19 protein-coding genes are annotated in these 20826 nt (G+C 61.7%); 3 read left to right on the forward strand and 16 right to left on the reverse strand.

Going from position 1 to position 20826, the window contains the following annotated elements; genetic code table 11:
- Positions 1-494 precede the first annotated feature (494 nt).
- On the forward strand, positions 495-2435 hold the full coding sequence (locus GFM02_RS05855) for a M23 family metallopeptidase (protein WP_168321118.1): 1941 nt from the start codon (positions 495-497) through the stop codon (positions 2433-2435).
- 102 nt (positions 2436-2537) lie between these two features.
- Here GFM02_RS05855 and clpB read toward each other — a convergent pair whose 3' ends face one another.
- From clpB to GFM02_RS05885, 6 genes are all read right to left on the reverse strand, one after another.
- Entirely contained in the window at positions 2538-5138 is a 2601-nt protein-coding gene (gene clpB / locus GFM02_RS05860) for an ATP-dependent chaperone ClpB (protein WP_168321119.1), read from the reverse strand.
- Between the two features lie 251 nt (positions 5139-5389).
- Complete coding sequence (locus GFM02_RS05865) at positions 5390-6148, reverse strand: DUF4167 domain-containing protein (RefSeq protein ID WP_168321120.1); 759 nt, start codon at positions 6146-6148, stop codon at positions 5390-5392.
- Positions 6149-6490: 342 nt separating this feature from the next.
- The gene (gene prmC, locus GFM02_RS05870; protein ID WP_168321121.1) at positions 6491-7351 is read right to left on the reverse strand and encodes a peptide chain release factor N(5)-glutamine methyltransferase; all 861 of its coding nucleotides are present in this window, start codon (positions 7349-7351) and stop codon (positions 6491-6493) included.
- Entirely contained in the window at positions 7348-8427 is a 1080-nt protein-coding gene (gene prfA, locus GFM02_RS05875; protein WP_168321122.1) for a peptide chain release factor 1, read from the reverse strand. Before prfA ends, prmC begins: the two co-directional genes overlap by 4 nt.
- 29 nt (positions 8428-8456) lie before the next feature.
- Positions 8457-10724, reverse strand: a complete 2268-nt coding sequence (ptsP, locus tag GFM02_RS05880; RefSeq protein ID WP_168321123.1) for a phosphoenolpyruvate--protein phosphotransferase — start codon at positions 10722-10724, stop codon at positions 8457-8459.
- Between the two features lie 89 nt (positions 10725-10813).
- Positions 10814-12088 (reverse strand): aspartate kinase, encoded by a 1275-nt coding sequence (locus GFM02_RS05885; RefSeq protein ID WP_011653679.1) that lies wholly within the window; start codon positions 12086-12088, stop codon positions 10814-10816.
- 298 nt (positions 12089-12386) lie between these two features.
- Between GFM02_RS05885 and ubiG the strand changes: the two genes are divergently transcribed.
- Complete coding sequence (ubiG, locus tag GFM02_RS05890) at positions 12387-13133, forward strand: bifunctional 2-polyprenyl-6-hydroxyphenol methylase/3-demethylubiquinol 3-O-methyltransferase UbiG (protein WP_168321124.1); 747 nt, start codon at positions 12387-12389, stop codon at positions 13131-13133.
- 105 nt (positions 13134-13238) lie between these two features.
- On the opposite strand, the gene GFM02_RS05895 is transcribed toward ubiG, so the two are convergent.
- From GFM02_RS05895 to GFM02_RS05910, 4 genes are read right to left on the reverse strand one after another with little or no spacing between them, the layout of a single operon-like run.
- Positions 13239-13667, reverse strand: coding sequence for a DUF1178 family protein (locus tag GFM02_RS05895; protein ID WP_168321125.1), 429 nt, complete (start codon positions 13665-13667; stop codon positions 13239-13241).
- The gene (locus GFM02_RS05900; RefSeq protein WP_168321126.1) at positions 13664-14521 is read right to left on the reverse strand and encodes a carbon-nitrogen hydrolase family protein; all 858 of its coding nucleotides are present in this window, start codon (positions 14519-14521) and stop codon (positions 13664-13666) included. Before GFM02_RS05900 ends, GFM02_RS05895 begins: the two co-directional genes overlap by 4 nt.
- Positions 14522-14531: 10 nt before the next feature.
- On the reverse strand, positions 14532-14789 hold the full coding sequence (gene grxC, locus GFM02_RS05905; RefSeq protein ID WP_168321127.1) for a glutaredoxin 3: 258 nt from the start codon (positions 14787-14789) through the stop codon (positions 14532-14534).
- 31 nt (positions 14790-14820) lie between these two features.
- On the reverse strand, positions 14821-15597 hold the full coding sequence (locus GFM02_RS05910) for a ComF family protein (protein WP_168321128.1): 777 nt from the start codon (positions 15595-15597) through the stop codon (positions 14821-14823).
- 77 nt (positions 15598-15674) lie between these two features.
- Here GFM02_RS05910 and GFM02_RS05915 point away from each other — a divergent pair, with 77 nt between their 5' ends.
- Complete coding sequence (locus GFM02_RS05915; protein ID WP_168321129.1) at positions 15675-16559, forward strand: methyltransferase domain-containing protein; 885 nt, start codon at positions 15675-15677, stop codon at positions 16557-16559.
- Between the two features lie 15 nt (positions 16560-16574).
- Here the strand turns inward: GFM02_RS05915 and GFM02_RS05920 are convergent, their stop codons facing one another.
- From GFM02_RS05920 to GFM02_RS05945, 6 genes are all read right to left on the reverse strand, one after another.
- Positions 16575-16742 (reverse strand): Flp family type IVb pilin, encoded by a 168-nt coding sequence (locus GFM02_RS05920; protein ID WP_168303484.1) that lies wholly within the window; start codon positions 16740-16742, stop codon positions 16575-16577.
- A 74-nt stretch (positions 16743-16816) separates the two neighbouring features.
- Positions 16817-17134, reverse strand: a complete 318-nt coding sequence (locus GFM02_RS05925) for a hypothetical protein (protein ID WP_077977742.1) — start codon at positions 17132-17134, stop codon at positions 16817-16819.
- A 126-nt stretch (positions 17135-17260) separates the two neighbouring features.
- Positions 17261-17674, reverse strand: a complete 414-nt coding sequence (mutT, locus tag GFM02_RS05930; protein ID WP_168272806.1) for an 8-oxo-dGTP diphosphatase MutT — start codon at positions 17672-17674, stop codon at positions 17261-17263.
- On the reverse strand, positions 17671-18477 hold the full coding sequence (locus GFM02_RS05935; protein WP_168321130.1) for a GNAT family N-acetyltransferase: 807 nt from the start codon (positions 18475-18477) through the stop codon (positions 17671-17673). Before GFM02_RS05935 ends, mutT begins: the two co-directional genes overlap by 4 nt.
- Complete coding sequence (gene argJ / locus GFM02_RS05940; protein ID WP_168321131.1) at positions 18458-19699, reverse strand: bifunctional glutamate N-acetyltransferase/amino-acid acetyltransferase ArgJ; 1242 nt, start codon at positions 19697-19699, stop codon at positions 18458-18460. The genes GFM02_RS05935 and argJ overlap by 20 nt, the downstream gene beginning before the upstream one ends.
- A gap of 112 nt (positions 19700-19811) precedes the next feature.
- A complete protein-coding gene (locus tag GFM02_RS05945) occupies positions 19812-20693 on the reverse strand; it encodes a peptidylprolyl isomerase (RefSeq protein WP_168272803.1) in 882 nt (293 codons plus the stop codon).
- Positions 20694-20826 lie beyond the last annotated feature (133 nt).

A 20826-nucleotide genomic window follows, 5' to 3' on the forward strand; every position in this document is an offset into this window, starting at 1 on the left:
TCCAAACTCGCGCCCAGAACACAAACCAGCAATCGCCAATCCGCTTGAGTTTCTTTAGAACGAAAGACTTCGTCGCCAGCAGCGCCGCCGCCCTCGTTCAGTGAGTGGGCTTATAGAACTAACCCTCATAAACAGTCAACAGCGCTTTTCGAAAAATTTGATTTTTCTTTCAAGATATTGTTTTTACGGGAAAAATTTCGGACGACGCGCAAATGCGATCATTTCCCGGATTCCGACCGGCCATACACGGCCACGAAAGATGAACGTCTTTCGACTTTTCGTGGAAAGAACGCTCTTTTGTCCCCTGCGCCCCGACATCATCACAATCTGCTGGTCTTAAGAGACACATGATTCACACAGGCAAATGCAGGCAGACTGCCTTTTTCTGAGTGATTTGACTTCCATGCCCAAAATATGCACATCTTTCGCCCCAGCCAGGATGGCCGATACATGCTCCCACAGACGCCTGATGTAAGGACGCGGACCCGACTGCCATGATGACGGAGAAAATGATGATCCGCTCGTTGGGCAACGAGCCTCCGCTTCTGGCCGACGGCAGACGCGCGCCCGACCGGCGCGAAGTTTCCTTACGCTGGCTCTCGGGCACGTTCCTCACCGGCATTACATCGTCCGTCCTGATGGGGGTCGCCCTTTTCGCCGCCCTTGATGGCCGCCAGCAATTGGCGATCCCCGCCGAAGCCTATGCGAGTGTTGCGGCAGACGCGCATGAGGATACGACAGTGGTCCGCGGTGGCCGGCTGATCGCGCCCGCCATCGCCGCAAAACCGTCCGACCGTGCCATCATGGAAGTCTCAACCGTCGTCCACGACGGCGAAAAGGAAGTCGTGCGCCGCCAGCCCTTCGCGCATGTGAAGATGACGCTGGCCGCCAACCATGTGGCGACGGAGGACTATCCGGACTTCGATCCTCTGGCGATCTTTTCCGCAGACGAGCCGCAGCCCGCGCCGCAAAGCCGCACAGGCGCGCTTTACGGCTCTGACGTCGAATCCGAAGTCAGCCTGAAGACCATTCCCTTCCCGACCGGCAAGACCAGCATGCAGATGGCATCCGGTCTGTCGCTCGAGGAGGTCGAAGAGAACGTGCGCTCCAACGGCTCGGTGCTGACGGACGGCAACACGCAGCTCGCAGCCCTTTATTACGTCGATCCGCGTCGTTTCTCCAACGAGGACGCCGATGTCGATCTGACGGCCGGTCTGTCCGCACGCGTGCTCGAACAGAACATGACGGTCTCCGCATCGGAATCGATCACGCCGCAGACCGAAGAATTCGCTGACGATATCCTGCCGGTGCGCGTCGACACGCCGATCGCCAAGGCGCTGACGGATTCTGGCTATCCGCAGCAATATGCCGATGGCATTGCCGGCTATATCGCGCAGCAACTGGGTTCTGGTGATCTCGACAAGGGCGATGTGCTGCGCATCGGCATCATTCAGAAGGGCGAACAGGCAAAGATCATCCGAGCCAGCGTCTATCGCGGCACGCGCCATCTCGTTACCGTGGCGGTCGACGACAAGGGAAGATATGTGCCCGGCAGCGAGCCGCCGATGTTGGATGCCATCGCCACCGCCTTCGATGACAATTCCTTCGCACCGCCCCCCGGCCAGAACCTGCCGCGCGTCTATGACGGCATCTATCGTGCTGCCCTTTCCTACGGCATGACCAAGGATATGACGGCGCTGATCATCAAGCTGCTCGCCAGCAATGTCGATTTCCAGGCGCAGCTGAGGCCAACCGACAGTCTCGAGGCCTTCTTCTCCGTCGCCGACAGCGCCGGTCAGGCGACCGAGGATTCCGAACTGCTCTATGTCAACGCCCGTTTCGGCGATACGCAGACACGCTTCTACCGCTTCCAGGACCCCGAGGACGGCACGGTCGATTATTTCGACGAGAACGGCAAGAGCATCCGCCAGTTCCTGCTGCGCAACCCGGTTCCAAACGGAATCTTCAAATCGGGCTTCGGCATGCGCCGCCACCCGATCCTCGGTTTTGCACGCATGCATACCGGCGTCGATTGGGCGGCGCCGCGCGGCACGGCGATCATCGCCGCCGGCAACGGCACGGTCGAAAAAGCCGGCTGGGATTCCGGCGGTTATGGCAACCAGACGATCGTGCGCCATGCCAACGGCTATGAATCCTCCTACAATCACCAGAGCGCCATTGCCAAGGGCGTCGTCCCCGGTACCAAGATCCGCCAGGGCCAGGTGATCGGCTGGGTCGGCACGACGGGCGAATCCACCGGCCCGCACCTGCATTACGAGCTGATCGTCAACGGCACCAAGGTCGATCCGCTGCGCATCCGCCTGCCGGGCGGCAAATCGCTGCAGAGCGAGGCGCTGGCGAAATTCGAAGACGAGCGCAAGCGCATCGATACGCTACTGAACAACCAGACGCCAGACCAAGTGGCGAGCAAGTAATTTCCATTAAACCGACAAGCTGATGACTCGCCGGTCGTTACCCTCGCCTAACGAAAAATGGCGACCGAAGCCGCCATTTCTCATTCATCCGGCAAACTGAATTTACGCTGCTTCGCTCGCCGTCTGCCTCGTGCTGAACTGCAGCCGGTCCGAGCCGTTCGTCACCGACACCGTCGATCCATCCGGCACCTGGCCGGACAGGATCTGCTCGGCCAGCGGATCCTGCACGAACTTCTGGATCACCCGCTTCAGCGGCCTTGCGCCGTAGACCGGATCGTAACCCTTGTTTGCCAGCCAGTGGCGGGCTTCCTCGTCGAGATCGATTACGATCTTGCGCTCGGACAGTAGAGCCACCAGCCGCTTCAGCTGGATATCGACGATCGCGCCCATCTCCTCGCGCTTCAGGCGATGGAAGAGAATGATCTCGTCGATGCGGTTCAGGAATTCCGGCCGGAAATGTCCGCGCACGACCTCCATCACCTGCTCGCGAACCGTATCGCTGTCGTCGCCTTCTCTCAGCTGCGTCAGATATTCGGCGCCGAGATTCGAGGTCATGATGATCATCGTGTTGCGGAAATCGACCGTCCGGCCCTGGCCGTCCGTCAGGCGTCCGTCGTCCAGCACCTGCAGCAGGATGTTGAAGACGTCGGGATGCGCCTTTTCGATCTCGTCGAACAGCACGACCTGATAGGGCCTGCGGCGCACGGCTTCCGTCAGCGCTCCGCCTTCGTCATAACCGACATAGCCGGGAGGCGCGCCGATCAGCCGGGCAACGGAGTGCTTCTCCATATATTCCGACATGTCCATGCGCACCATCGCCGTTTCGTCGTCGAAGAGGAAGCGGGCGAGCGCCTTGGTGAGCTCCGTCTTGCCGACGCCGGTCGGGCCGAGGAAGATGAACGAGCCGATCGGCCGGTTCGGATCCTGCAGGCCGGCGCGCGCGCGGCGGACGGCGCGCGACACGGCCTGAACCGCATCGCCCTGGCCGATCACCGATTTCGCCAGTTCGTCTTCCATCCGGAGCAGCTTGTCGCGTTCGCCCTCCAGCATCCTATCGACCGGAATGCCGGTCCAGCGGGACACGACATGGGCGATGTTGTCGGGGATGACCACCTCCTGCACCATCGCGCCGCGGTCGCCATCCTGCTTCTCGGCATCGACGAGCTGCTTTTCGAGGTCGGGAATGACACCGTAGGTCAGCTCGCCGGCACGCTGGAATTCGCCCTTGCGCTGCGAGATCGCCAGTTCGTTGCGGGCATCGTCGAGTTGCTTTTTGAGATCGGCGGCAAGGCCGAGTTTCTGCTTTTCCGCCTGCCAGCGGGCCGTCAGCGCATCGGCCTGTTCCTCGAGATCGGTCACTTCGGTTTCCAGTCGCTTCAGACGGTCGGCGGACGCGACGTCCGTTTCCTTTTTCAGCGCTTCGCGCTCGATCTTCAGCTGCATGATGCGGCGGTCGAGTTCGTCGAGCTCTTCCGGCTTGGAATCCACCTGCATGCGCAACCGCGCTGCCGCCTCGTCCATCAGGTCGATCGCCTTGTCGGGCAGGAAACGGTCGGTGATATAGCGGTTGGAAAGCGTCGCAGCCGCCACCAGCGCCGCATCGGCGATGCGCACCTTGTGATGCTGCTCGTATTTTTCCTTCAAGCCACGCAGGATAGAGATCGTGTCTTCGACCGTCGGTTCGTCGACGACGACGGGCTGGAAGCGACGGGCAAGGGCCGGGTCCTTCTCGACATGTTTGCGATATTCATCGAGCGTGGTCGCGCCAACGCAATGCAGCTCGCCACGGGCAAGGGCGGGCTTCAGTAGGTTGGAGGCATCCATCGCCCCATCCGCCTTGCCGGCGCCGACGAGCGTATGCATCTCGTCGATGAACAGGATGATCTCGCCGTTTTCCGCCTGGACTTCATTGAGCACGGCCTTCAGCCGCTCCTCGAATTCGCCGCGATATTTCGCACCGGCAATCAGCGCGCCCATGTCGAGCGCCATCAGCTTCTTGTCCTTGAGCGATTCCGGCACGTCACCGTTGACGATGCGCAATGCCAGGCCCTCGACGATCGCCGTCTTGCCGACGCCGGGTTCGCCGATCAGCACTGGATTGTTCTTGGTGCGGCGCGAAAGCACCTGGATGGTGCGGCGGATTTCGTCGTCGCGGCCGATCACCGGGTCGAGCTTGCCGTCGCGGGCTTCGGCAGTGAGATCGCGTGCGAACTTTTTCAGCGAGTCGAAACCCTGCTCGGCATTGGAGGAATCCGCCGTCCGACCCTTGCGGATGTCGTTGATGACCTGGTTGAGACCCTGGGCCGTCACGCCTGCGTTCTTCAGCGCCGAAAAGGTCGAGGCCGAGGATTCGATCGCCAGCGCCTGCAGCAGGCGTTCCACCGTGACGAAGCTGTCGCCGGCCTTCTTCGCCGCTTCTTCGGCGGTCGAAAGCACCTTGGCGAGCGGTTGTGCCAGATAGATGTTTCCGTTGCCGCCGGAGATTTTTGGCAATTTGGCGAGAGCCGCGTCATTGGCCAGGCGGGCGGCCTTGGCATCGCCGCCAGCGCGCTCGATCAGCGACGCCGCCATGCCCTGATCATCGTCGAGCAGGACTTTCAGCACATGTTCCGGCGTGAATTGCTGGTGACCCTGCGCCAACGCATAGGTCTGGGCGGACTGGATGAAACCGCGCACCCGCTCCGAATATTTCTCGATATTCATATTCTACCTCCATGGATCGCCCTGCCCTGACGAGGCGCAGACCGATGATTGAGATCGACCCCCTGAAAAGGCAGGTCGCGCTTTGCCCGTAAGGGATTCGGGCGAAGCAGTTCGAAGAGAATATGGTAGCCTGTTCCGCGAGTTTAAAGAGCCCGTAAAATGAAAATCCCCGGCACAGGCCGGGGATTTTCAAGCTAATTCGAGTAGCTGGCATGAACGTCACGCTCTCCCCTGAAGGGAAAGCGAAATCCTCATTCCGATGCGGCGTCAGCCAGCACTGGCGCCTCGGCAGAGGCACCTTCGCCTTCAGCGGTTGCTTCTTCGCCCTCAGCGCCGCGACGCGGGCGACGGGGACGGCTGCCGGTGCTGCGGCGGCGGGGCTGGCGTTCGCGCGGCTGGCCGCCGGCACCTTCCTCGTCCATCGCGACTTCGGCCGGAATGCCTTCGATCTCCGGCTGCGGGCCAGTTCCATCGTTGACCTCGGACTGTGCCGGTGCAGGCGCCTGAGCGGCTACCGGCTTCGGCTGTGCCTGCGGCTGGTGCTGTCTGCTCTGCTGCGGCTGGTGCGGCCTGCTCTGCGGTGGCTGGACGATAACGACATCGTCGCCGTCATTGTCATTCTCATTGTTATCCATGTCGTCGCCGTCGCGGTCCGCACCGTCGCGATCATTGTACTCGCCACGGTCGTCGCGCTGGAAGCGTTCCTGCATCTGCGCCTGGGCGCTGGCAATGATACGATTATAATGTTCGGCGTGCTGGAGATAGTTCTCGGCCATCACGCGGTCGCCGGAGCTTTGGGCGTCGCGGGCGAGCTGCGCGTATTTTTCGGCGATATGCTGCGCCGTACCGCGAATCTTCACATCGGGACCGGAGCTGTCATAGGACCGGGTCAGCGGATTGCCGCCCTTGCGGTTGAAATTGTTGTTATTGTTATTTCCACCGCCGCCGCTACCGCCGCCGTTATTGTTACCACGCCCTCGACCGCGCTTGTTCTGCTGTCCTGGCCTCATAGATCGTTCACCTGAATTCTCTGTTTGTGATGGATACATGGCACCAACCGCCATGACCGGAAAACCGGATCAGGACCTTTGTGCCGCGAGCATACTGCGCCTTTGCGCCGACCTGCCGCTTGGTTCTCAAGTCAGTTTGACTGATTCACGCATTGGGTCGTGTTCAACCGTTGAAACTCTCGTTTAAAAGAGCGGACCCCCGAGGCAAACCAAGTACCGAACGAATCTCGTTCATTCCTATCTGCCCAACACGTGACCGCAACCTATATTGCTTCACCGGGAAATCCAAGCCTTTTCTTCGCAATAACAATAATGTCTCGTCCAATGCCGCATTATCGTCTTTCACGCGAGCGCGAACACAAGCACCCTGTCGTTCTGACCATAATCTTTCACGGATTTGAGGCACCTGAAGCCTTTCGCTTCAAAGATCGCCGTCACGTCGTTTCGCTGATCGTAGCCGATCTCCAGTCCGACGACCCCATCGGGCCTGATGAACCTTGCCGCATCCTTGGCTATGGCTTTGTAAGCGTCAAGCCCATCCGGGCCGCCATCCAGAGCCGCAGTCGGATCAAATTTGGTCACTTCGGGAGCGAGATCGTGAATGACATTGGAAGCAATATAGGGCGGATTTGAGACAATCGCGTGAAAGGATCCCTGGATGTCCTCGAACCAACTTGACTGTACGGCCTCAAAACGATCCTGCAACCCGTTTCTTTCTGCATTCGATCTTGCCGTCAAAAGTGCGTCCGCCGATATGTCGCTGCCGACACCTGACGCATCAGGACATTCGCTCAAAAGCGCAAGGCATATCGCCCCGGTCCCGGTTCCCATATCAAGGATATGGAGACGGCTTTGCGCCTTTGCAAGGTCTTGGAGATAGATCAGAACCGTATCGACCAGGATTTCCGTATCCGGCCGCGGTTCCAGCGTTTCCGCCGAGAGCCGAAGCGGCAGGCCGTAGAATTCCCGCTCGCCGAGAATGCGATGCACCGGCTCATGACCGAGCCGCCGCTCCAGTGCCTTGAAAATCACTTCGGCCTGCTCGGCAGAAAGCCTCTCGGCCGATCGCGTCAACAATTCGGTCGGCGACAGTTTCAGAAGGCCCGCGACAAGCAGCCGCGCATCGGTCGCCGGGTCGACGATACCTGCTTCGGTGAAGCGGCGGCGCGCTTCGGCAAGCATATCGGCGACCGTCGGGCTCATTGTTGCTCGCCGAGCTGCGCCAGCTGGCTGGCCTGGTAATCGGCCATCAGCGCGTCGACGACCTCCTCGATCTCACCTTCCATCATCCGGTCGAGCTTATAAAGCGTCAGATTGATGCGATGGTCCGTCACCCGCCCCTGCGGGAAATTATAGGTGCGGATGCGTTCCGAGCGGTCGCCGGAGCCGACCTGGCTCTTACGATCGGCGGAGCGCTCGCTATCGGCTCTCTGCCGCTCGGCATCGTAGAGCCTGGAACGCAGCACCTGCATCGCCTTGGCGCGGTTCTGGTGTTGCGACTTTTCCGAGCTGGTGACAACGATGCCGCTCGGCAGGTGGGTGATGCGCACCGCCGAATCCGTCGTATTGACGTGCTGGCCGCCCGCGCCCGAAGAGCGCATCGTGTCGATGCGGATGTCTTCAGCCCGGATCTCGATGTCGATCTCCTCGGCCTCCGGGAGCACCGCAACCGTTGCCGCCGACGTATGGATGCGCCCGCCCGCCTCGGTTTCCGGCACGCGCTGCACGCGATGCACGCCGGATTCGAATTTCAGCTTGGCGAAGACACCCCTGCCGGTGATCGTCGCGATGATTTCCTTGTAGCCGCCGGCTTCGCCCTCGCTTGCCGAGAGCACCTCCACCTTCCAGCCCTTTTCCGCCGCAAAGCGCTCATACATGCGAAACAGATCGCCGGCGAAAAGGGCGGCTTCCGAACCGCCCGTGCCGGCGCGGATTTCGAGGATCGCGCTCTTTTCGTCGGCTGCGTCCTTTGGCAGAAGCAGGATCTGCATCTCCTGCTCGAGCGCCTCGATCTGCTCCTTCACCTCGGGCAGCTCCAGCTCGGCGAGGTCGCGCATCTCGCGGTCGACCGACCTGTCCTCGATCAGCGTTTCGAGGTCGGCGAGCTCGGCGACCGCCTTCTCATAGACACGGATCTTCGTCACGACAGGCTGCAGCTCGGAATATTCGGATGCGAGCTTCACATAGACATCGGCAGCCGGACCAGCCGACATGCGCGCCTCGATCTCGCCGAAACGGCGTTCCAGCTCGCGCATCTTTTCAACGGGAAGCTTCGCCACCCTTCACTCCGATTCTTCTTAATCTCTGTCTAAAGGGGAATATTGTGGCTCTCGGCGAAGCGGGCAAGCACCTCGCGCATCGGCATCAAGGCGTGGTGATCGTCCAGCACCTCGTCCATCGCCTTCGTCAGTGCCCCGACATCGAGCCCGAGCAGCATCGCCTTCACCGGTCCGATCGAGGCCGGCGACATCGAGATCGAGCGGAAACCAATGCCGAGCAGCGCCATCGCCGAGATCGGTTTGCTGGCGAGCTCGCCGCAAAGCGTCACCGGTGTCTTGTTCCGGTCCGCGCCGCGCACGATGTCGCGCAGGATGCGCAAGAACGGTTTGCCGAGCGGATCGAAGCGGTCCGAAACCCGCGCATTGCCGCGATCGACCGCCATCGAGAACTGGAAGAGATCGTTCGAACCGACCGAGACGAAATCGACCGCCTCCATCAGTTCGTCGAGCTGCCAAAGCAGGGCCGGCACTTCCAGCATCGCCCCGAATTGCAGCTTGCGCGGCAGCCCGTGGCCGAAGCGCGAGAGATGCTGCACTTCCTTCTGCAACAGCTCGCGCACCATCTTCAGCTCGGAAACCTCGGTCACCATCGGCACCATCAGCTTCAGCTCGGTGTCGGCCGATGCCTTCAGCAGGGCGCGCAACTGGGTGCGCAACAGCCCCGGCCGGTCGAGCGACAACCGGATGGCGCGCCAGCCGAGGGCGGGATTTTCTTCCTCATGACCACGGAAATACGGCACCACCTTGTCGCCGCCGATATCGAGCGTACGGAAGGTAACGGTGCGGCCCGCCGCCTGTTTTATCACATTGCGATAGAACTGCTCCTGCTCCTCCGCCTTCGGCATGGTGGAGGCGATCATGAACTGCAGCTCGGTGCGGAAGAGGCCGATGCCCTCGGCGCCCGATTCCGAAAGCTGCGGCAGGTCGACCAGCAGGCCGGCATTCATCATCAGCGCGATCCGCTGCCCATCCTTGGTCACCGGCTCGACGGCGCGCAGCGCCCGGAACTGCTCCTGCCGCCTGGCGCGGAAGCGGACCTTTTCCTCGTAGGAACGCCGGTGATCGGCCATCGGCCGCAGATGCACATGTCCCTCGTCGGCGTCGATGATCACGGCATCGCCGTTCTCGGCGAGCGCCACCACGCCCGCTGCCTGACCGATGACCGGAATGCCCATGGCCCGCGCGACGATCACCACGTGGCTCGTCACCGCCCCTTCTTCCAGCACCAGCCCGCGGACATTGGCACGCGGATAATCGAGCAGTTCGGCTGCTCCCATCGCGCGCGCCAGGATGATCGCATCACTGGGGAAACCTTCGCCGGTCGTCCGGCCGGTATAACCGGTCAACTGTCTGAGCAGACGGTTCGCCAGATCCTCGAAATCGTGCATGCGTTCGCGCAGATAAGGGTCGGTCAACCGCATCATCCGCGCCTTGGTGTCGCTCTGCACTTTCTCGACCGCCGCTTCCGCCGTCAGGCCGTTGCGGATCGCCTCCTCGAGCTTGCGCACCCAGCCCTGGTCGTGCGCAAACATGCGATAGGTTTCGAGCACCTCGCGATGTTCGCCCTCCATCGACACGTCGCGACGCGACAGCATGTCGTCGATCGAAATCCTGAGCGAGCCCATGGCTTCGGCCAACCGCCGGATTTCCTTCTCCGCATCCTCGTTCAGCAGATTGGTGACGACAATGCGCGGCTCGTGCAGCACGACGTAACCGAGGCCGATGCCGTCATTATAAGTATCGCCGTCGACGGTGACCGAACGCGTCAGGTCAAGTTCGAGGCCCGGCTTGGTGATCTTCTTGAGCTCGCCGGTGGCGATCATCTCTGCAAGCACCATCGCCGTCGTCTCGAGCGCTTCCAGCTCTTCCTCGCGATAGTTGCGGCTTGCCTTGTTCTGCACGACGAGAACGCCAAGCGAGCGCCCGGTCCTGAGGATCGGCACGCCGAGGAAGGAATGATAGATTTCTTCGCCCGTTTCCGGCAGGTAGCGGAAGGCAGGGTGCGACTGCGCGTCGGAAAGGTTCAACGGCTGGGCCGAGGCCGCGATGGTGCCGACCAGGCCTTGCCCCATCTTCAATTGCGCCAAGTGTACGGCCTCCCGGTTGAGGCCTTCGGTCGCATAGAGTTCGAGGACGCCGTCGGCGCGCAGCACATAGACGGAGCAAACCTCCGCCACCATGTTGCCGGCGATCTGGCGAACGATCCGGTCAAGACGCTCCTGCGGCTCCAGCGGCTCCGCCATCAACTCGCGCAGCCGCCTGAGCAGCACGCGCGGACCGCCGGAAAGGTCTCTCATGGCGTCTCAAGCTCCCGAAACAACGCACTTAGTTCCCGGCGGGCCGGCCTCATCTCCTCAACCTGAAGGGGCAGGCCGCCCGCTGGGAATCAATTCTTATCCAGACCGTAGCAGGAATGCAAAGTCCTGACAGCGAGTTCTGCATAGGGACCGTCGATCAGGATGGAAATTTTGATCTCGGAGGTGGTGATCGCCTTGATGTTGATGCCTTTTTCGGCAAGTGCACGAAATGCGGTAGCGGCAACGCCCGCATGGCTGCGCATGCCGATACCGATGACCGATACTTTCACCAGCCCCGATTCGTTCTGCACGACATCGTAGCCGATCTTCTCCTTATGGTCGCCGAGCACCTTGATCGCCTTCTCGACGTCGCCTGACGGCACGGTGAAGGTCATGTCGGTCTTCGACCCGTCCTCGGAAATATTTTGGACGATCATGTCGACATTGATATGGGATTCGGCGAGCGGCCCGAAGATCGCTGCGGAAACGCCCGGCCGGTCGGCAAGACGGCGAAGCGAGATCTGAGCCTCATCCTTGGCATAGGCGATGCCGGTGACTACTTCCTGTTCCACGATTTCATCCTCGTCACAAATCAGCGTTCCGGGCGGGTTCAGCAGATCGCCCATGCCCGGAGCATCGGGATCTTCGAATGATGAGCGCACGAAGGTGCGCACCTTGTGTACCATGGCAAGCTCGACCGAGCGCACCTGTAGTACCTTGGCGCCGAGCGAGGCCATTTCCAGCATTTCCTCAAAGGCGATCTTCTTCAGCCTGCGCGCCTTCGGCACGATGCGCGGGTCGGTCGTGTAGACGCCGTCGACATCGGTATAGATATCGCAGCGATCCGCCTTGACAGCTGCCGCGATTGCGACCGCCGAAGTGTCCGATCCGCCGCGTCCGAGCGTCGCGATCCGGTTGTCGGGTCCCAGTCCCTGGAAGCCGGAGATGACGGCGACCTGCCCCTCGCCCATCCGCTTGACGATGTCGGATCCGTCGATCTCCATGATCCGGGCCGCGCCATGCGCATTGTCGGTGCGGATCGGGATCTGCCATCCCTGCCAGGAACGCGCATTGATATCCATCGCCTGCAATGCGATCGCCAGCAGACCGGAGGTTACCTGCTCGCCGGATGCCACCACCGCGTCATATTCCCGCGCATCGTAAAATGGCGAATTGGCGCCGATCACCTTCGGCGTGCCCTGGACCCAGCCGACCAGTTCATTGGTCTTGCCGGACATGGCCGAGACGACCACCGCCACCTCGTGCCCGGCATCGACTTCGCGTTTTACGTGGCGGGCAACGTTCTTGATGCGGTCCAGGTCAGCGACGGACGTGCCGCCGAATTTCATTACGATGCGTGCCATATGCCTCTACCACGACTGGCGCCGGGAAAGCGGAAAACCGGACCCGGCATCACGAAAGCTCTGGGGCAGACCGCTTGGGCCAGAGAGCCGGATTCCCAACTTCCGGAACCGCTCTAAAAGCCCAGGCCCCAAAGACCCCAAGTTGCGGCGTCTCTTAGCGAGTTTGGCGGGGGGAGGCAAGCACGCGCGATAAAAGCTATTTGCGAGCGGTTCCGCGCTCACCAATCCCCTGATCTGCGCCCCTTGACTTCTGCCCCCGATCGTCCGACTTCACATGTCACGAATGAAGGAGTGGACGATGACGGAAGGCGCCAGAAGCACGATCGACCAGGGCGAAGTGGACCGCTTCTCGGCGATGGCGGCGGAGTGGTGGAGCCCGACCGGCAAGTTCAAACCGCTGCACAAGTTCAATCCCGTCCGGCTCGCCTATATCCGCGACAAGGCCTGCGAGAATTTCAGCCGTGATCCGAAAAGCGCGCGCCCGCTGGAGGGTCTGCGCGTGCTCGATATCGGCTGCGGCGGCGGTCTGTTGTCCGAACCTGTCGCCCGCATGGGCGCTTCTGTCGTCGGCGCCGATCCGTCCGAGAAGAATATCGGCATCGCCTCCACCCATGCGAAGGCCTCCGGCGTTTCGGTCGACTATCGCGCCGTCACCGCTGAGGAGCTCGCTGAGGCTGGCGAGACCTTCGATATCGTCTTGAACATGGAAGTTGTCGAACACGTCGCCGATGTCGAATTCTTCATGACCACCTGCGCGAAAATGGTCCGCCCCGGCGGCTTGATCTTCGTTGCCACCATCAACCGCACGATGAAGGCGGCAGCGCTTGCCATTTTCGCCGCCGAGAACATTCTGCGCTGGCTGCCGCGCGGCACGCATCAGTATGAAAAGCTGGTACGCCCGGAAGAACTGGAAAAGCCGCTGGTGGCGAACGGCCTTGAGATCACCGACCGCACCGGCGTCTTCTTCAATCCGCTGTCGAACCAGTGGACCCTGTCTAAGGATATGGACGTGAATTATATGCTGCTGGCAAAGCGGCCGGCATAACACCCGCCGGCAATAAGCCGGCTACACTTTCAGCAGTGCGACGTGCAGGCAGCAGTGCGACATGCCGGCCGAAATTGCAGACAGCCAGACGCTCGGACTGCATGGTCAGTTCACGTCCTCCGGCAAAACGGGAATGGCCGCGATCTCGATGCCTTCTTCCAAGAGCGCCTGCGCCTCGTCGACCGTCGCCTGGCCGATGATGCCGCGGGCATCGGCCTCGCCGTAATGGATCTTGCGGGCTTCCTCGGGAAATTGCGTGCCGACGTCCTCGGAATTGGCCTTGACCGCCGCAACGGCCTCCTTGAGTTTTTGCAGGGCCTCGCGGCGCATGGCATCCATCGCCAGCGTCTGCATCTTATCCTTCTCACGCGCGGTCGACACCGACGGCGCCATCAACAGCTTGGAAATGGCAGCGGAATGACAGACCGGGCAGGTCAGGAAACCGGTTTCGACCTGACGGTCGAAATCGGCGCTTTCCGAAAACCAGCCTTCGAATTCATGGGCATTGTCACAGGTGAGGGAATAGCGGATCAAGCGGCGACGCCTCCGGCGATTGCCCCCGCAATCTTCTCGACCGAGAATTCCCGGCCGTTCCTCAGGTTCGGGATCTTGTCATGCGCAGCCTTGACCGCACTCGGATCGATCTCGGCGACGATAACCGCCTCGCCGGTGGCGCCGGCCGACGCCAGCACCGTGCCCCAGGGATCGACGATTATCGAATGGCCGAAAGTCTCGCGCCCATCCTCATGCCGGCCGGCCTGCGCGGCGGCGATGACGAAGACCCCGTTCTCGATCGCGCGTGCCCTGAGCAGGATCTCCCAATGCGCCTCGCCGGTCTGCTTGGTGAAAGCGGCAGGAACTGTCATCACCTCGGCGCCGGCAACCGCCTGGGCGCGGAAGAGCGCGGGAAACCGCACGTCGTAGCAGATCGCAAAGCCCATTTCGGCAAAGGGCAGCGACAGGACGCGGGCCTCCGAGCCGGCCGTATAGGCGGCACTTTCACGCCAGCTCTCGCCATTGTCGAGGTCGACGTCGAACATGTGGATCTTGTCGTAGCGATTGAGGATCTTGCCGTCGGGACCGAACAGGAAACCGCGATTGGCGATTTTGCCGTCGGCAAGGGCGATCGCCGTCGAACCGATATGCATGTGGATGCCGAGTTCCCTGGCGAGTTCTGAGCCGGTCTTGACGATGATGTCATGCGCCTCGTCGGCAAGCACGGCGCGTGCCGCCGCACGATCTCGCTGCAGCATGCCGGTCATCTCGGGCGTCTGCACATAGGTCGCGCCCTGGCCAGCGGCCTCGCGCACCAGCCGTGCCATGGCGGCGGCATTCTTCACCGGATCGACCCCGGAGCACATCTGGACGGCGGCGGCCTTGAAGCTCATCGGTTCTTCCTCAGGCTGCCAGCATCGGATCGAGCTTGCCGGCCCGATCGAGCGCAAAGAGATCGTCGCAACCGCCGACATGATCGGCGCCGATGAAGATCTGCGGAAAAGTGGTACGCCCGTTCGACTTGCCGATCATCTCCTGGCGAAGGTCCGGCGAAAAGGTCGCGTCGTGCTCGATATATTCGACGCCCTTTTCTACGAGAAGGGACTTGGCGCGGGAGCAATAGCCGCAGAACTGCCGTGTATAGATTGTGACGGGTACCATAATCTCTCCAGACCGATGCCGGGTATTTCTGTCATATAGGCTCGGAGAGAGCCCTTGCAAAGGTCAAAACCGTTATGTCGGCCGCACCCGCCTTGCGCAGCGTCCGGCTTGCCGCAGCGACCGTTGCCCCTGTTGTATAGACGTCGTCGATAAGGACGATGCGCTTGCCGAATATGTCGTTTTCGCAGCCCTTGGCGATCGCAAAAGCGCCCCTGACATTATCTTCGCGCGCCTTGGCGCCAAGGCCGACCTGCTGGCTGGTGCGCTTGACGCGCATAAGCGTGGCGGCAAGCAGCGGCTTGCCCGAGAGCTTTGCCATATGGCGGGCAAGCTCGGCTGCCTGGTTGAACTTGCGCGCCAGCATGCGGCTACGGTGCAACGGCACCGGGATCAGCGCATCGCAGCTTTCGACCGTCCCATCGGAAGCACGCAGCATCCAGGCGGCCATCATCGGCGCCAGATCGGTGCGATCGCGATATTTCAGCCCATGGACGAGATCGCGGACCGCATGGTCGTGGGTCGCCGCCGACCGCAGCCGGTCGAAGGGCGGCGGGTTGGCGATCGCCTCTGCGCTGAGGATGCCGGCACCGAGATCGTGCGAGAAGGGAATGCCGAGCACCTCGCAATAGGGTCGTTCGATGAAGCGGATGCCGGACCAGCATTTCGCGCAGAGCCCGCGATGGCCGCCGGTCGAAATGCCGCAGACGGAACAGGCCGGCGGATAAAAGAAATCGGCAAGCGCCGAAAACGGCCGCAACAGCTGCGCCCGCAAGAACTCTGACGGTTTTTCAGTGTTGATCAGTCCCATGCCGTCGAGACTAGCGTGTTCTTCGCGAAAGGAAAATCGTCTTGCCGCACGGGCGGCGCGGGACTAAGGACATCGCCATGGAAACGATCTTCGACAGAGCTCTGATCGCCGCACATCGCCATCGCGCGCTTGTCAACAACGATCCGAAAGCCGCCTTCCTGCTCGACATCGCCGCTGAGGAAATGGCCGAAAGGCTTTCCGTGGTCGAGCGGACCTTCGGAACCGCCGTCGAACTGCATGGCGCGACCGGTGCTGCCGCCCGGGCCGCGCTGGCAACGGGCAAGATCGGCACGATGATCCGCGTCGAAAGTGAGAAGGCCTATGCCGGGCCGGACGAAATCTTGATCGAGGCGCCGCTCGAGGACGTACCGCTCGAACCGCAATCGGCCAATCTCATCCTTGCGCCGCTCAGCCTGCATCTGACCAACGATACGCCGGGTGTCTTCATCCAGATCCGCCGCGCCCTAAAGCCGGACGGCTTGTTCCTGGCCGCGATCCCCGGCGCCGGCACCCTGCAGGAACTGCGCGACGTGCTGCTGGCCGCCGAGGTTGAGATGACAGGCGGTGCAAGCCCGCGTGTCATTCCCTTCGCCGATGTGCGCGATGTCGGCAGCCTCATGCAGCGCGCCGGCTTCACGCTGCCGGTGATCGACGCGGAAAACTATACCGTGCGTTATGATTCACTCTTTCCGTTGATGCGGGATCTGAGAGCGATGGGCATGAGCAATCCGCTCGCAGCCCGCGGCCGCATGCCGCTGACACGCGCCTTCTTCCTGCGCGCGGCGGAGATCTACGCCGAACGCTACGCCGACCCCGACGGACGCATCCGCGCCACCTTCTCGATCATCTATGCCTCGGGATGGGCGCCGCACGAGAGCCAGCAAAAGCCGCTCAGGCCGGGCTCGGCCAAGGCGCGCCTTGCCGATGCACTGAAGGTGGACGAGCACAAGCTCAGACAGTAGCCGCCGGCTGCTTCTTCAATTCACCGTCATATTGTTATCGATCACGTTGAAAACGTCCTGCAAGGCGCCGGTGAAAACCCCGAGGCCGGAGATGAGCGCGCCGCAAATGAGGGCGGCGATCAAGCCATACTCAATTGCCGTCGCACCTCTGTTATCTGCGAGAAATGCTTTTAAAATACGCATTATTACGCGACCCTCTGAGCGAAACCGACAGCAAACGACCAATTCCACGACCATCGGGCGACGGCCGGCATTTTTCAGCAACCGGCGCCGACGCCATAGCCCTGGACGACGCAGACCGAACCGGGCGTATCCTGGAGCACGCTGCGGCGGATCGTATACCGCTTGCCACTCTCAGTCTTTGGGATCGATCCCGTCGTGATCGTATCGAAATCCGCCGGAGCACTGGCAAAGACGCTTTTCTTCGAGGAATCCGCAAGCATTGGCGTCAGGATAAGCGTCAGCGCGACTACCGCCGTGCCGAACAGGAGGGCGATATTCAGCGCACCCGTCCTGCGCGAGGCAGACGAGGCCCGTTCCTTTTCCCGGACAGCTTTCCAGAAATCATCGTCCATGAAGTCAAGCCTTTTAATACACGCACGCCAGATGCTTGATTGAGGCCGATCTTTGGCAGAAGGTGTTAAACGATCCATTAATATCCACAGCCGAAAATGGTGTGGCACAATAATAATCAGATAATGCTAAAGTAAATCCTGCAACATCGGGATGAGCGGCTCGTCGGCCGGCGGCATCGGATAATCACGCAGCGCCTGCGGGCGCACCCATTTCAGCGCCTGGCCCTCGCGGCCCTGGGGAATGCCCTCATAGCGCCGGCAGATATAAAGCGGCATCAAAAGGTGGAAGGTCTCGTAGGAGTGGCTGGCAAAGGTAAGCGGCGCGAGACAGGCGATCTTGGTGTGGATGCCGAGCTCTTCTTCGAGCTCGCGCACCAGCGTTTCCTCCGGCGTCTCACCCGGCTCGACCTTGCCGCCGGGAAACTCCCACAACCCGGCGAGCGACTTTCCCTCGGGGCGCTGTGCCAACAGGATACGCCCATCGGTATCGATCAGCGCACAGGCAGCGACCAGCAATATCTTCCGGCCCGCCTCGCTCATCGCGGCTCCTTTTGCCAATAGCAATAATGATAGGCGTCGCGAAAACCGAGGCGCTCATAAAGTGCGATGGCCGGACGGTTGGACAGCTTCACCTGCAGCCAGGCCGAACGGGCGCTGCGCATGCGCGCCCAGCGCAGCGCCGAGGTGAGGATTTCGATGCCGAGCCCTTCGCGCCGCCGCGCCTCGGAGACCGAAAGCGACATGATGCCGGCGAGGTCGTTGTCCTGGACACAGAGCACAGTCGCAAGCGGGCCGTCCACCGCGTTCTCGATCATGAACAGGCCGGATGGCGGCTTGATCGCCGAGATGATTTCGGCAAGGGCCGGCTTCAGCCTCAGTGGCGCCCGGTCGACGGCGAGGTTGGCGTCGACGAAACGGCCGACATCATGGGTCGGCAGGTGATCGAGCGTATCCGGCAGCTCCGCCTCGGCGAGGTCGCAGGTCATCACCACCGTATCGTCGAAACGCGTCCAGTTCTGCGCGCGCAGAAGTTCGATCAGCACCGGCGAGGCAAGCGGCGTCTGGCGGACCACGGCGGCGCGGCCATAGGCCTCGAACTTCCGGCTCGCCTTTTCCAGGCGGATTTCGACGTCGCGATGATCCGAGGGATCGAGCGGTACGATCGAGTTCAGCCGGTTGGACGGGTGACCGGCCGTCAGCCGCACCTGCCAGCTGCCGTCATATTGCACGGAAGCCGCCGGCCAGGCGCGGAAGCCAACGGCCTCCAGCCTACGCACCAGTGGCAGATTGTGTGAGGAAATGGATGCCTGCGCCAATGAACGATCAGCTCCGATAGTCGCCATTGATCGCAACATATTCCTTGGTGAGGTCGCAGGTCCAGACGGTTGCCGAACCAGTGCCGAGCCCGATATCGACTTTGACGGGGATATCCTGCGCCTTCATGACGTCCGAGGCAGCCGCCTCGGAATAATCGGGATCACGCTCGCCATTGACGGCGACCCTGATATCGCCGAACCAGATGGCGAGCCGGTCGCGGTCGGCCATCTCGCCGGATTTGCCGACGGCCATGACGATACGGCCCCAATTGGCGTCTTCGCCGGCGGCCGCGGTCTTGACCAGCGGCGAATTGGCGATCGACAGCGCGATGCGCTTGGCGGCGGCATCGCTCTCGGCCCCCGTCACGGTGATTTCGAGCATCTTGGTGGCACCCTCGCCGTCGCGCACCACCTGCAGCGACAGATCCTTCAGCACTTCGTTGAGCGCGGCCCGGAAGGCGGCAAGCCGCGGGTCGTCGGCGCGTTCGATGCAGGCCTGGCCGTCCTCGGCCGCCGCACCCGTCGCAAACAGCATCAGTGTGTCCGAGGTGGAGGTGTCGCTGTCGACGGTCATGGAATTGAAGGTCGGGCCGACGCCGTCGGACAGCAGCGCCTGCAGCGCGGCAGGCGCAATGTCGGCATCGGTGACGACGAAGGAGAGCATCGTTGCCATATCAGGCGCGATCATGCCGGCGCCCTTGGCGATACCGTTGATCGTCACGGCCACGCCGCCGATCTCGGCGCTGCAGGTCGAAACCTTCGGATAGGTGTCGGTCGTCATGATCGCCTTGGCGGCCTCGAACCAGAAATCGCCGGTCGCTTCGACCTGCATCCGATCTAGAACGCCTGCGAATTTGGTGGCATCGAGCGGCTCGCCGATGACCCCGGTCGAGGCCAGGTAGACCTCGTTTTCGGCGCAGCCGACGGCAGCGGCAGCCGACTTCGCCGTCAGCGCGGTCGCCTGGCGGCCCTTCAGGCCGGTGAAAGCATTGGCATTGCCGGAATTGACAACGACGGCACGCGCGCTGCCATGGGGGAGATTGGCCCGGCAGAAATCGACCGGCGCCGACGGGCATTTCGAGCGGGTAAAGACGCCCGCGACAGCCGCCGGCTTATCGAAGACCATCATCAGCACGTCGGTGCGGTTCTTGTACTTGATGCCGGCGGAAGCCGTCGCCAGGCGCACGCCGCGCAGCGGCGGCATCGAGACGAAGGATTTCGGAGCGAGCGGAGAGACGGAACCGGACATGATGAGACCTGCCAATGAGCATTTCCAGGCGAAATGGAAACCGGTTCGCCGTCCGGAAATGCGACAACCACGATAGTGAAGGGCCCGGAAGAACCGGGCCCTGATGCGAATGTTACTGCTTCGGCGCCGGGGCAACCGGCTCGCTGCCGGGCTCCGGCTGCTTGTTTGCCTGGTCGTAACCCTTGCGCAGCGTCTCGTCCGTGATCTCGATCTTGGCGGACGCCTTTGCCTGGTTCAGAAGCGCAAGATACTTGTCGCGCATGACGAGTTGACGAACCTGATCCTGCACCTGCTCGAAGGGCGGCGGCGGGGCATCGCGCTTATCTTCGACCTTGATGACATGGAAGCCGAAATCGGTCTTGACGGGCGTCTTGGAGTAGGTGCCCTTCTCAAGCGCGAAGGCTGCGTCTTCGAATTCCTTGACCATCCGGCCGCGCGAGAAATAGCCGAGATCGCCCCCTTCCGACTTGTTCGGATCGGTGGACTTTTCCTTGGCGAGTTCGGCGAAATCCTTGCCGGCGTCGAGCTGCTTGATTATGTCCTTGGCTTCGTCCTCGGTCTTGACGAGGATGTGGCGGGCGTGGACTTCCTCCTGCTTCGGCAGGGCGGCGACTTCCTTGTCGTAACGGGCTTTGACTTCGTCAGGCGTCACAATATCGACGACATGCTTCTTGAAATAGGCATTGTGAAGCTCGCGGTCGGAGAGATACTGCATGCGCTTCTTGAATTCGTCGGTCTGATCGAGCTTCTCGGCCGCAGCGTCGGCGGCGAGCAGCTTCACGTCGATGGCGGCGGAAAGGGCTGCGACCTTCTTCTGGTCATCGGGAAGCTGCGCCAGCTGCGGGTCCAGATTGGCGACGGCGAGGTCGAGTTCCGACTGGTGGATCTCCAGGGTGCCGACCTTGGCGATGACGGCGTCATCGGCATAGGCCGGGGCCTGGAGCGCAACAAAGGTTGCAAACGCCAGAACGGCAAGTTTGTTGGTGCTCAACATGAAATACCCTTCACAGTTACATTGCCGGTTTCAGCATCCCCTGAATCCAGCCCAAAATAGCCATCAACACCGGATTGTGGCCTTTCTGTATCCGCCAAATCCGTTGACATCATTCGACCCCCCTCTTATCTGT

Origin of the sequence: Rhizobium leguminosarum bv. viciae (assembly GCF_012276115.1) — a bacterium.
Lineage (GTDB): Bacteria > Pseudomonadota > Alphaproteobacteria > Rhizobiales > Rhizobiaceae > Rhizobium > Rhizobium leguminosarum_T.